The sequence below is a fragment of the Chromohalobacter sp. 48-RD10 genome (assembly GCF_029889785.1).
Classification (GTDB): Bacteria; Pseudomonadota; Gammaproteobacteria; order Pseudomonadales; family Halomonadaceae; genus Chromohalobacter.
The window spans coordinates 33,299-45,201 of record NZ_JARANX010000017.1; the positions used below are offsets into that span (position 1 = coordinate 33,299).

Here is an 11,903-nt window from a genome sequence, read left to right on the forward strand (position 1 = left end):
TAAATTTTTAGTGTGTTGTGAAAGCTAGTGTGACGCTAGCCGCAAGCCACCGTCGTTTGGAACGCCCATGAATCTGCTGACTGATCCCTGGCTACCCTTCCGCCACTCCGACGGAAGCCTCCGCTACCGGCCGCCCTCGGCGCTCGCTGACCCCGATGTTCTCGATCTCGCTCTCCCACGCGCCGACTTCCAAGGTGCCGCCTGGCAGTTTCTGATCGCGCTACTCCAAACGGCAATAACGCCGGAAGATACCGACGCTTGGCTGGATCGTTACCAGCAGCCGCCGAGTGTCGCGTCGCTGGACGAAGCGCTGGCGCCTTTTGTGTCGGCATTCGAGCTCGACGGCGATGGGCCGCGCTTCATGCAGGATCTCGACCCGCTCAAGGACGTCAAGGAGGCTCCGGTCGGCGGCTTGCTGATCGACTCTCCTGGTGCCAACGGCATCAAGAACAACACCGATTTCTTCGTCAAACGGGGCCGGGTCGAGTCCGTCTGCCCGAGCTGTGCGGCGCTGGCGCTCTATACCATGCAGATCAACGCCCCCGCCGGTGGCGCCGGCATTCGCGTCGGCCTGCGCGGTGGCGGGCCGCTGACCACCTTGATCCTCCCGGAAGACGAAAACCAGCCGTTGTGGATGCGCCTCTGGCCCAATGTCATGCCCGCCGACGCCGTGGGCCAGCCCGGTCAGCGGTGGCGCGCTCCCGACGCCGACGACGGCGATCTCTTCTTCTGGATGACTGACACCCGCGTCAGCGACAAGAAAGGCACCGAAGTCCTACCCGACGACGTGCATCCGCTGCACGCCTTCTGGTCGATGCCGCGGCGCTACCGGCTGCTGTTCGACGATGAGCCAGGCTGCTGCGATCTCTGCGGCGGCGAGACGTCGCGGCCAGTACGCCGTCTGCGTTCGAAGAAACAGGGAGCCAACTACGACGGCCCCTGGCGGCATCCGTTGACGCCCTATCGGCGGCTCAATCCCCAAAAGCCCGACGAGCTGCCGCTCTCGAGCAAAGGCCAGCCCGGCGGGCTTGGCTATCGCCACTGGCCGGGGCTGGTACTCGAAAACGAGGCCGGCGGCGTGCTGCCCGCCCGGCTCGTGACGCATCACTTGCAAAAACATGACTTGGTCGAAGCGGCGCGAGGCGACGGCGAGGCCTTCGATGCGCTCTATCGCCACGCCAGGCTCTGGGTCTTCGGCTACGACATGGACAACATGAAACCCCGCGGCTGGTACAGCGTGGAAATGCCGCTGGTGGGCGTGCCGCAAATGCATCAGGAGACGCTGCGCGAATGGGTGAAACGCTTCGTCGACCTCGCCGGCGACGTTACCTGGCAGGTGCGCAATCAGCTCAAGCGCGCCTGGTTCAAGCGCCCGGAGGATGCCAAGGGCGATATGAGTCAGATCGACGCCCAGCTCTTCGAGGCGACCCAGCTCGCCTTCTTCGACGCCCTACGTCAGATGGGTGAGGCGCTGCGCGACGCAAAGGCTACGCCGACGCTTCCTCCCGAGATCTCCAGGGAGTGGTATCTAACGCTCAAGCGCCGGGCGCTGGCGCTCTTCGATGCCCAGGCGATTAGCGGGCCGTTGGAGGGTATGAAAATGCAGCAGCTCGAGCGCATCAGCAATGCGCGGCGCTACCTGCTGGCGTATCTGAATGGCAGTGGCAAGAAGGCCGGTAAGACGATGCAGGTGTTCGCCGAGAAGGGCGGGTTTGAGTTGAAGGCACCACAGGCCGAGGATAACCGGGAAGGGAGCGCAGCATGAGCGAAACAGAACAACTCGCGGAGCAAGAAGAGTCAGGAGAGACAGAAAGCTCAGTAGAGCGCTATCGCTATGTGCTTACCCATCAGGAAGCCCATGAGCTGCGCCACTGGTGGCAGCGTCTGACGCTTGATCCGCCGGCGCTCAAAAGGATCACGGGAGCACCGGCTTATCCTCGTGGTGTGCGCGCCGCGCTGCGCCGCTGCGACACCGTCGAATCCGTCATGCTGACCGAAGCGTTCCGCCACCTCTGGCAAGGGCTCGAGGATCGAGCTTGGCAGAAGACACCACCCAGGGCTTCCCGCGCTCAGCGTATCGACACCTGGGCCGCCATTGCCGGCATCGCGTGCGAGTTGCGCAGCGAAACCTTCGATGCCCCCTTGGGTAAACGGCTGGGCGAAAAGCGACCCAACACCGCCGACACCCCACGTATCAGCGACCTGCGTTTTCAACAGCTGCTCGACTGCCATACGCCGGAGGAGCTGATTCGACGCTTTCGCCGGGCTTTGAAACTCGCCGACAACGCCGGCGTCAGCACGGTTCGCTTGGCCGATGTGGTCGCCCTCTGGCACCGCGAGCGGAACGGCCAGTACCGCCCTGAGGCAAATCAGCGCTTCGCCTTCGTCATGAGCGATGCCTACTTCAAAGCGCGAGCATTGAAACCGGGAGCGGGCGGCTGAGCGGCGATCGCCACGCTTCAATTTTACTTACGCCTTCGCATTCGATCCGACCATTTCAGGGAACTTGTCATGAGCCACTTCATTCAGTTGCATCTGCTCACCTCCTACCCGCCCTCCAACCTCAATCGCGATGATCTGGGGCGCCCCAAGACGGCGTTCATGGGCGGGGCGCGACGCCTGCGTGTCTCCTCGCAGAGTCTCAAGCGCAACTGGCGCACTTCCGACCTGTTCGAATCGGCGGTCGACGGCCACTTGGGCACGCGCACCAAGTGCCTGGGCGGGGAGGTTTACAAGCGCATGAGAACTGCTGGCGCCAACGAAAAGGTGTCGGGTAGCAGTGCGGAAAAGATCGCCGGTGTCTTTGGCAAACTGCGCAAGGCCGAGAAGGGCGAAAAGCACGAGTACGAGATAGAGCAGTTGGTTCACGTCGGGCCGGAGGAGTTGGCCGCGCTGGAAGCGTTGGCCGACACGCTGGGCGCGGAGAATCGTGAGCCGAGCGACGACGAACTCAAGGGGCTACTCGCTCGGCGGCCCACGGCTGTCGATGTGGCGTTATTCGGCCGCATGCTCGCCGCCGCGCCGAGCTACAACGTCGAGGCCGCCTGCCAGGTCGCCCATGCGATTACCGTGCATGCCGCCGAAGTCGAAGACGATTACTTCACCGCGGTCGACGATCTCAACACCGGTAATGAAGACCGCGGCGCGGCGCACATCGGCGAAGCCGGATTTGCCGCCGGGCTCTTCTATCTCTATATCTGCATCGACCGCGATCTGCTGATCGAAAACCTGCAGGGCAAAGCGGAGCTGGCCGATCGCGCCATCGCCGCGCTAGTGGAGTCAGCCGTCAAGATCTCACCCAAGGGCAAGCAGAACAGCTTTGGCTCGCGTGCTCATGCCGGCTATCTTCTGGCAGAAAAAGGTGATCAGCAGCCACGCTCGCTATCGGCTGCCTTCCTGCAGCCGGTCAACGGTGAAGAGCAGGCGGTCAAGGCCATCGAGAAGCTGGAAAAACAGGCACAGGCGTTCGATGACGCTTACGGCCCGGGGGCCGAACGTCGATTCGTGCTGTCGGCGACGCCGGAGTATGAGAAGCCCGCGCTGAAAGGGGCCAGCACGAAGGGGGATTTGCAGGCGCTGCAGGCTTTTCTCCAGGGCGACGACTGAGCGGAGGCGACATGCCAAACCATCTTATCTTTCGCCTCTACGCGCCGATGGCGAGTTGGGGTGAAGCTGCGGTCGGCGAAACGCGGCCCACGGCCACCTACCCCGGGCGAAGCGCGATACTTGGGCTGATCGGCGCGGCGCTTGGCATCCGCCGCGATGACGATGACGGCCAGCACCGCCTGCGCAAGAGTCTTCAGGTAGCGGTCAAGCAGCGCTCGCCTGGGCTTCTGATGCGCGATTACCACACCGTACAGGTGCCACCGTCGCAGTCGAAAGTGACCCACCGCACGCGCCGCGAGGAACTCGCGGTGCCCAAGGAGTTACTCAACACTATTCTCTCGTCGCGAGACTACCGCTGCGACGGGGTTTGGAGTGTGGCGGTGCGTCTTACCGCTAACGCCGCCTGGTCACTGACGGAGCTCAAGAGCGCGCTGGAAAGACCCCGTTTCCTCCTTTATCTCGGCCGCAAGGCATGCCCTGTGGCCGCGCCACTGGTGCCGACCCTAGTCGAGGCCAGCCACTGGCGCCAAGCGCTGGATCACCCTTTTGAAAGCGCGCTGGATCCGCAACGGACGTGGCTGCCACTGGTGGGCAACGAGAAAAAGGACAAGCACTTGCTGCGCTTGCCCGAACAGCTGATCTACGTCTGGGAAGGCGAAGCCGACGCGCTGGATGGCGATACGGGCACGGTCGAATCCAGTGAAACCTGGGATGAACCGGTGAATCGCCGCCGCTGGCAGTTCATGGCTCGTCAGGAGCATCGGCGTACCGAGTTCGTGGAGAGGGAGGGCTAATGTACCTATCGAGTGTCAGAGTCGACCTCAACGCCCTAAGCCGAGCGCAGCTGTTCGACGTTCTGGAAGGTGGGGCCTATACCGCGCATCAGCTGCTATGGCAGCTATTTGCCGATACACCCAGCGAAGAGCGCCCATTTCTCTTCCGCCAAGAGATGGAGGATAGCCCCAACGTGCAGAGTGTCGGGCTACCTCGGTTCTACGTCGTCTCGTCACGCCAGCCAGCGCCCGTCAATGGCCTTGACGTCCAGTGCAAACCCTTCGCGCCACAGCTGGAAAAAGGCGACCGGCTGGCTTTTCGGCTACGCGCCAACCCCACGGTTGCCAAGTCTGCAGGCGAGGGCAAGCGTGGGCAGCGCGCCGATGTGCTGATGGCGGCCAAACATCCTTTTGAAGCGGGGGAAGCGCGTACGAGCCAAGCCTGTACCCAGGCGATGGATGATGCCGCCCGCGAGTGGCTGGCATCGCGGGCGGCATCATGGGGATTCCATTTGCCAGTCGCGCCGGAGGTGGGGGGTTATCGTCAGCATGCTCTTCCCAAGGGCAAGGGACGTCCCATTCGCTTTTCCAGCGTTGACTATGAAGGCTTGCTGGAGGTGACTGATCCAGGGCGCCTGATTGAAACGCTAGCGCACGGAGTAGGGCGGGCCAAAGCTTTCGGCTGCGGCTTGATGATGTTACGTCGGCCATAGGAGAGCGTCATGGGTTTCATTCCCCTGAAGCCCATTCCGGAGAAAGATCGCATGTCGATGATCTTCGTCGGGATGGGCCAGATCGACGTGCGAGATGGCGCTTTCGTCGTCATTGATGAAGTGAACGGCGAGCGTATGCATATCCCCGTCGGCTCGGTAGCCTGCCTGCTGCTTGAGCCAGGCACCCGTGTTTCCCATGCCGCCGTCAAACTGGCATCGGTCGTCGGTACGTTACTGATTTGGGTGGGTGATGCCGGCGTGCGATTGTATAGCGCCGGCCAACCTGGCGGTGCCCGGTCCGATAAGCTGCTCTATCAGGCGCAGTTGGCGCTGGACGAGAAGCTGCGTCTGAAAGTCGTGCGCAAGATGTTTGAATTGCGCTTCGGCGAGGAGCCGCCCTCGCGGCGCAGTATCGAGCAATTACGTGGCATGGAGGGCGCGCGGGTTCGCAAGACCTATCAGACCCTTGCCAAGCAATACGGTATTAAATGGCAAGGTAGGCGCTATGACCCGACCCAATGGTCGGCCTCGGATGTCGCTAACCAGTGTCTATCGGCTGCCACTGCTTGTCTTTACGGTATTACGGAAGCCGCAATATTGGCTGCTGGCTACGCGCCGGCAATTGGTTTCTTGCACACCGGCAAGCCGTTGAGTTTCGTGTATGACATCGCCGATATCGTCAAATTCGAGACCGTCGTCCCCGCCGCATTTCGTGTCGCCGCCCGTAATCCGCCTGTGCCTGAGCGTGAGGTTCGTATCGCCTGTCGGGATGCCTTCAAGCAAACCCGCTTGCTCCAACGGCTGATCCCCATGATCGAAGACGTACTTGCTGCCGGCGAGATTGAACCGCCACCGCCCGCGCCGGAGGCCGTCCCACCCGCGATTCCCGAACCCTCCTCGGTGGGTGATGAAGGCCACAGGAGCCAATGATGGCGATGCTCGTCGTTGTGACTGAAGCGGTCCCTCCTCGCTTGCGTGGGAGGCTGGCCATTTGGTTGTTGGAAATCAGAGCCGGAGTGTATGTCGGCGATGTCAACAAACGCATCCGCGAGATGATCTGGGAGCAAGTCGAAGGCCTGGCTGAAGACGGTAACGTGGCCATGGCCTGGGCGAGCAGCCACGAGTCCGGTTTCGAATTCCAAACCTATGGCGAGAATCGTCGCGTTCCTGTCGATCATGATGGCTTACGGCTGGTGCGATTTCTTCCACCACAAGACAACTAGCTGATTTTAAAGGCTCTTTAAAAATTAGGAGTGATCAAAAATTAGTCGAAATTGCTGGTGGAAATATCACTGGCGATTTTGTGCTTTAAAAACAACTGACTATAATTAGTCCGTTCCCCGCACACGCGGGGATAAACCGCCGAGAGGGTAATACATGATCACCACTGCCCTCCGTTCCCCGCACACGCGGGGATAAACCGCGATCTCAACCTGCTACTTGATAACGGTCGTACCGTTCCCCGCACACGCGGGGATAAACCGAATGCGCCCCACAGGTGCGAGCCCTCGGGGGCCCGTTCCCCGCACACGCGGGGATAAACCGGCGAGCTTGCCTTCATGGACATGCAAGGGTTCCCGTTCCCCGCACACGCGGGGATAAACCGCCAGGTTGTCGAGGCACTAGATATCATTTGCACCGTTCCCCGCACACGCGGGGATAAACCGGCGGCAGCAACGCGGTCATTCTCGATCCCGAGCCGTTCCCCGCACACGCGGGGATAAACCGTCTTCACTCCGCGCAACACCTTTCAATATGTCCCGTTCCCCGCACACGCGGGGATAAACCGCCGACTGTGTAATTTAAAATCATAGCAATGAACCGTTCCCCGCACACGCGGGGATAAACCAGCGGCACGACTAAAGCGAGCCAAAGTGGGAAGCCGTTCCCCGCACACGCGGGGATAAACCGCCATGGACTTCGAATTGGACGGCGTCACTCATCCGTTCCCCGCACACGCGGGGATAAACCGCCTGGCCGTTCGGACCTTGCAAACGGGGAGTGCCGTTCCCCGCACACGCGGGGATAAACCGCCTGCTTTACTCCTTGCCAAGCGTAGAAAACACCGTTCCCCGCACACGCGGGGATAAACCGGCGCCAGCGACGATGAAGCGCATGCCTGGCGCCCGTTCCCCGCACACGCGGGGATAAACCGTCCGTGACCATGGAGAACGTCGTCGGCCATCGCCGTTCCCCGCACACGCGGGGATAAACCGAAGAAACCGCGCCGCAACGCGCTCGACGAGGACCGTTCCCCGCACACGCGGGGATAAACCGGGGTCAACTTCTCCAGCATCCGTCAGGGCAAGCCGTTCCCCGCACACGCGGGGATAAACCGACCGATCATCTTGGCGCGCAGCGTCTCGGCCCCCGTTCCCCGCACACGCGGGGATAAACCGGATGCCGCCGCGACGTTCGTTCGTCGGGCTTACCGTTCCCCGCACACGCGGGGATAAACCGCGTTGGCGCTTTGTCCGCCGCGCTGCGCCGCGCCGTTCCCCGCACACGCGGGGATAAACCGTGACAGCCGCTATCGGCACGCTATCAGATGCGCCGTTCCCCGCACACGCGGGGATAAACCGGAGTGAACGATGGGAATAGTCAACATGGACGCACCGTTCCCCGCACACGCGGGGATAAACCGAAGAGAAACGCACGGTTGAGCTGGCGTTTTCCCCGTTCCCCGCACACGCGGGGATAAACCGAAGGAACCGTAGATGTTCCGTGGTGGGCGTGGCCGTTCCCCGCACACGCGGGGATAAACCGCATCGCTTCGGGCATAAATAAGGCTCCCTTTACCGTTCCCCGCACACGCGGGGATAAACCGACGCGATCCATCAGGGTTACAGCGTCGACCAGCCGTTCCCCGCACACGCGGGGATAAACCGGGACCGTTGCGCCCACCTTGAGCCTTGCAGGCCCGTTCCCCGCACACGCGGGGATAAACCGGTTACCTGGCTGCCAAGCCTGATCGACATGGGCCGTTCCCCGCAGGCGCGGGGATAAACCGCCAGCGCAACGCATCCAGCCGGACCCTGACGCCCCGTTCCCCGCAGGCGCGGGGATAAACCGTCCTGTTGCGCATTCTTCCATGGTTGGCCGGGCCGTTCCCCGCAGGCGCGGGGATAAACCGTTCATGGACATGTTCCGCGAGTGCGCGGACCTCCGTTCCCCGCAGGCGCGGGGATAAACCGGTAGCGGTGGCCAAAAGCTGCGCCTTGATCTCCCGTTCCCCGCAGGCGCGGGGATAAACCGAGTGTGCAGCAGTTCGCGATCAGCGAGCTGCTCCGTTCCCCGCAGGCGCGGGGATAAACCGGCCCCGAGATCTACGACGACGCCATCGGCAAGCCGTTCCCCGCAGGCGCGGGGATAAACCGTATACCGAGAGCCGGTACCGGCATGCGCTGGACCGTTCCCCGCAGGCGCGGGGATAAACCGAAAACGAAGTCAATGGCTACAGCGCCGTAGCGCCGTTCCCCGCAGGCGCGGGGATAAACCGGGCACCTGGTTTCTCGACGATAACGAACGCGTCCGTTCCCCGCAGGCGCGGGGATAAACCGATGAGCGCGCCACCTTCAACGATATTCGGCGCCCGTTCCCCGCAGGCGCGGGGATAAACCGGCCGAACGCACCGACCTGCATGACGTTGCCACCCGTTCCCCGCAGGCGCGGGGATAAACCGACGTGTGCGGCAAGCGGCTGAGCGACTGCAAGCCGTTCCCCGCAGGCGCGGGGATAAACCGGTGTTGGCCAATACCGATGTCTCGATCAACCACCGTTCCCCGCAGGCGCGGGGATAAACCGCCGGTTTCGATGTCGGTCTTGCCGATTTGGGCCCGTTCCCCGCAGGCGCGGGGATAAACCGGCTTAATCGGATACCCGCGCTACACACTAAGCCCGTTCCCCGCAGGCGCGGGGATAAACCGGCCGCGCTTCCTACACTGACGGATTTCCTCCGCCGTTCCCCGCAGGCGCGGGGATAAACCGCTCTCTCGCGCCACCAAGAACGGCAAGGCCGGCCGTTCCCCGCAGGCGCGGGGATAAACCGGCATAAAATACATACATAGGCATATACATACTCCGTTCCCCGCAGGCGCGGGGATAAACCGACCGTTCCGGTTTCGCCACTCGGGTGCCGGATCCGTTCCCCGCAGGCGCGGGGATAAACCGGTTGGTGAATACGCTTCTGCATCGATCTACGTCCGTTCCCCGCAGGCGCGGGGATAAACCGCCCTTTATGCTTGGCTGGCTGGACCGGCTTAACCGTTCCCCGCAGGCGCGGGGATAAACCGTCGCCGCCGTTAGCGATCCACTCAAGCACCAGCCGTTCCCCGCAGGCGCGGGGATAAACCGGGCAATAGAGACTAACGGTCGTTAGTGTCACCCCGTTCCCCGCAGGCGCGGGGATAAACCGCCATTGACGCGACACATCGTCGGGCTCGACCTCCGTTCCCCGCAGGCGCGGGGATAAACCGCCACGTCTCGCCAGAAGGAACTCTCCAATCAGCCGTTCCCCGCAGGCGCGGGGATAAACCGAACGAGGGCGGCGCGATCCAGTGGAACAGATGCCGTTCCCCGCAGGCGCGGGGATAAACCGATGGAGGATGCCGGCTACTGCGCCAAGCTGGCCCGTTCCCTGCAGGCGCGGGGATAAACCGTACTTTGCGATGTCCGCCTTGAGCACATAGATCCGTTCCCCGCAGGCGCGGGGATAAACCGCCGCCGTCACCGCCCTCCGGCGCAGAGGCATCCCGTTCCCCGCAGGCGCGGGGATAAACCGAAAACGAAGTCAATGGCTACAGCGCCGTAGCACCGTTCCCCGCAGGCGCGGGGATAAACCGTGGGTCAAGAGTCTGCCGTTGAGGGCCTCCCCGCAGACGCGGGGATGAATCGTAAGCGAAAGTAGTCGGTGGTATTCAGATGGGTACGCTAGGCGTCGTCTTCTGATGGCTCGCTGCCTGTACGTTGCTTTTCCAAGATACGCGGGACGACGAATATCGCGACCATGCCAACGAGATCCAGAGTCCCGATGACGCCCGCAGCGACAGAACTGAAGGGTGCGATCACGGTGGCTGCCACGAGGCCGACGATGGCAACGGTTAACCCGTATCGTTGTCCACGCTCATCTTTCTTGATGGCACCCTCTAGACCCTAGCGACGCATGTCATGCGTATGGTGCTGCTCGTCGACGGCCGTATTCACGATGAGGCGACGTGTTTCCTCATCATAGGCATTCAGTTGCTCGGGAGGCGGGAGAGGGCCTTGATCACTCACTTGCCGCATCATGGCGACGGATTGGTTTTGGGGGCCGGGAGCTGGGGCACTGATGATCAGATCGCCCAGCCGTATCTGTTCTTCCTCGGAAAGTTGTCCATGATGCAACTGCTCAATAGGGCCGACGAATTCCTGTTGAGTCGCCTCGTCGACCTGTTGCCCTCTTGAAGGGAGAGGCCTTGCTGAGAAGGCTGATCACCGTTTGGTGGTGTGGTTGAGGGCATATTGGCCCAAGCCTGAACGGAGGTGACTGCTAACAGTTGTCCAATGCTGGGCGATACGTTCTTGATCATTGCCCTTGGGCATGTACTGGGCGTAGTTTTCGACTGGCCAAATATCCATCACGGAGCCTGCTGCACGCAGGGGACGGCTGCTCGTTACGCGACGTTTCATGACCTTACTACTGAGCGATGTTTTCCAACGCTAGAGATGGAACACGGTAGCTTGCCGACGTTTCAGCGCTGGGAAGATAGAATCCTATGCCAAAGATAGCGCAAAATAAACCGTACAGTTCGAGACTACGTTTCTCGTGACTTGGCCAGATCCGATTCATCAATGTGCGAATTTCAAAGCGCCAGGCTTCATCGTTCAGCTCCCCGCAGGCGTGAGGATAAACCGGCTTCTCCGGTTCGGGCGGCAGATCATCAAGCCTGTTCCCCGCATACGAGTGGATACTCAGCTTTGATTTATCCGTGCGCTGCCGCCCAGGCAGCTTAGAAAGCTTACGATCAAGCAAGCGATGTTCGTGGTTTGTATAGCGTATATATATGCTATACAAACTCGAGGTGGTGAACTACGAGGATTACCACTGACAAGGGCGTGAGTATGCACCCGTTTGGCTCAAGCAATAGTATATCGGCCCGGACGGTCGCGTGTGCGAAGTGTTGAATCGCAAGCGTAAGCTCAGTCTACGCATGATTCGGCGGCTTCACGATGGGCTCAAGATTCCTTACGGGAGCCTGATGAACGAGACGGTCGCCTGAATCATTACTTTTCTTCTGCCAGCACTGCCTTCAACCGATCGGGAAAGTTGGTGAAGAGGCCGTCGGCGCCCCAGTCGAGCAGTTGGTGCATCTGGTCTTTGTCGTTGATGGTGTAGCTGTGTACCAGCAGGTCGTTGGCGTGGGCCTGCTCGATGAAGCTGGCGTCGATGACTGGTTCACCTTCGTAGAGGTAGTTGGGGCCGACGCCGTCAGCGTAGTCGGCGATGACTTGGAAGTCGGCATCGCTGATGTTGGCCGGGCTGGGGGTAACGCTGGTCCACTCTTCGAGGGTGTCGCCGTCTTCGCTGGGGGAGTACCAGAGCAGTTGGATAAGCGGAATATTGGGATTAAGGCCGTGGACCTCCTGCAGGCTGGCTTGGCTGAAGGATTGGATGACCACGGAGCCGGATTGCACCAGGCCTTCAGCCTCGAGCTTGCTGACCAGGGCGTCTTGAAGCTCGGGATAGTCCTTGGGTGACTTGGTCTCGATGTAGTAGCGCACGTCCTGGCCGTAGCGGTCGATGATCTGATCGAGAGTGAGCATCTTGGCGCCG

At 61.5% G+C, this 11,903-nt stretch carries 10 protein-coding genes and 1 CRISPR repeat array; of the genes, 8 read left to right on the forward strand and 2 right to left on the reverse strand.

Features of this window, described 5'->3' with window-relative positions:
* Positions 1-67: 67 nt before the first annotated feature.
* The 8 genes from casA (at position 68) to OP496_RS14075 (ending at position 10,534) form a co-directional block, all read left to right on the forward strand.
* Positions 68-1,765 carry a type I-E CRISPR-associated protein Cse1/CasA gene (casA, locus tag OP496_RS14040; RefSeq protein WP_280564328.1) on the forward strand — a complete coding sequence of 566 codons (1,698 nt, stop codon included), beginning with the start codon at positions 68-70 and terminating at the stop codon, positions 1,763-1,765.
* Entirely contained in the window at positions 1,762-2,442 is a 681-nt protein-coding gene (casB, locus tag OP496_RS14045; RefSeq protein ID WP_280564329.1) for a type I-E CRISPR-associated protein Cse2/CasB, read from the forward strand. The genes casA and casB overlap by 4 nt, the downstream gene beginning before the upstream one ends.
* A 69-nt stretch (positions 2,443-2,511) precedes the next feature.
* Positions 2,512-3,606, forward strand: a complete 1,095-nt coding sequence (gene cas7e, locus OP496_RS14050) for a type I-E CRISPR-associated protein Cas7/Cse4/CasC (protein WP_280564331.1) — start codon at positions 2,512-2,514, stop codon at positions 3,604-3,606.
* Positions 3,607-3,617: 11 nt separating this feature from the next.
* Entirely contained in the window at positions 3,618-4,400 is a 783-nt protein-coding gene (cas5e, locus tag OP496_RS14055; protein ID WP_280564332.1) for a type I-E CRISPR-associated protein Cas5/CasD, read from the forward strand.
* Positions 4,400-5,092, forward strand: coding sequence for a type I-E CRISPR-associated protein Cas6/Cse3/CasE (cas6e, locus tag OP496_RS14060; protein WP_280564333.1), 693 nt, complete (start codon positions 4,400-4,402; stop codon positions 5,090-5,092). Before cas5e ends, cas6e begins: the two co-directional genes overlap by 1 nt.
* Before the next feature lie 9 nt (positions 5,093-5,101).
* Positions 5,102-6,022, forward strand: coding sequence for a type I-E CRISPR-associated endonuclease Cas1e (cas1e, locus tag OP496_RS14065; protein WP_280564336.1), 921 nt, complete (start codon positions 5,102-5,104; stop codon positions 6,020-6,022).
* Positions 6,022-6,315 carry a type I-E CRISPR-associated endoribonuclease Cas2e gene (cas2e, locus tag OP496_RS14070; protein ID WP_280564339.1) on the forward strand — a complete coding sequence of 98 codons (294 nt, stop codon included), beginning with the start codon at positions 6,022-6,024 and terminating at the stop codon, positions 6,313-6,315. Before cas1e ends, cas2e begins: the two co-directional genes overlap by 1 nt.
* A 110-nt stretch (positions 6,316-6,425) precedes the next feature.
* Positions 6,426-9,985: a CRISPR direct-repeat array (repeat unit 29 nt; unit sequence CCGTTCCCCGCAGGCGCGGGGATAAACCG).
* A gap of 273 nt (positions 9,986-10,258) precedes the next feature.
* Positions 10,259-10,534 (forward strand): hypothetical protein, encoded by a 276-nt coding sequence (locus tag OP496_RS14075; protein ID WP_280564340.1) that lies wholly within the window; start codon positions 10,259-10,261, stop codon positions 10,532-10,534.
* Positions 10,535-10,766: 232 nt separating this feature from the next.
* Here the strand turns inward: OP496_RS14075 and OP496_RS14080 are convergent, their stop codons facing one another.
* Positions 10,767-11,102 carry a hypothetical protein gene (locus OP496_RS14080; protein WP_280564341.1) on the reverse strand — a complete coding sequence of 112 codons (336 nt, stop codon included), beginning with the start codon at positions 11,100-11,102 and terminating at the stop codon, positions 10,767-10,769.
* A gap of 251 nt (positions 11,103-11,353) precedes the next feature.
* Positions 11,354-11,903: glycerophosphodiester phosphodiesterase family protein (locus tag OP496_RS14085; protein WP_280564342.1), on the reverse strand; the 550-nt coding region annotated here is incomplete at its 5' end.

Coding starts and splice junctions, on each gene's coding strand:
- casA (WP_280564328.1), top strand. CDS start 68: ATGAATCTGCTGACTGATCCCTGGCTACCCTTCCGCCACTCCGACGGA.
- casB (WP_280564329.1), top strand. CDS start 1,762: ATGAGCGAAACAGAACAACTCGCGGAGCAAGAAGAGTCAGGAGAGACA.
- cas7e (WP_280564331.1), top strand. CDS start 2,512: ATGAGCCACTTCATTCAGTTGCATCTGCTCACCTCCTACCCGCCCTCC.
- cas5e (WP_280564332.1), top strand. CDS start 3,618: ATGCCAAACCATCTTATCTTTCGCCTCTACGCGCCGATGGCGAGTTGG.
- cas6e (WP_280564333.1), top strand. CDS start 4,400: ATGTACCTATCGAGTGTCAGAGTCGACCTCAACGCCCTAAGCCGAGCG.
- cas1e (WP_280564336.1), top strand. CDS start 5,102: ATGGGTTTCATTCCCCTGAAGCCCATTCCGGAGAAAGATCGCATGTCG.
- cas2e (WP_280564339.1), top strand. CDS start 6,022: ATGGCGATGCTCGTCGTTGTGACTGAAGCGGTCCCTCCTCGCTTGCGT.
- OP496_RS14075 (WP_280564340.1), top strand. CDS start 10,259: ATGCGTATGGTGCTGCTCGTCGACGGCCGTATTCACGATGAGGCGACG.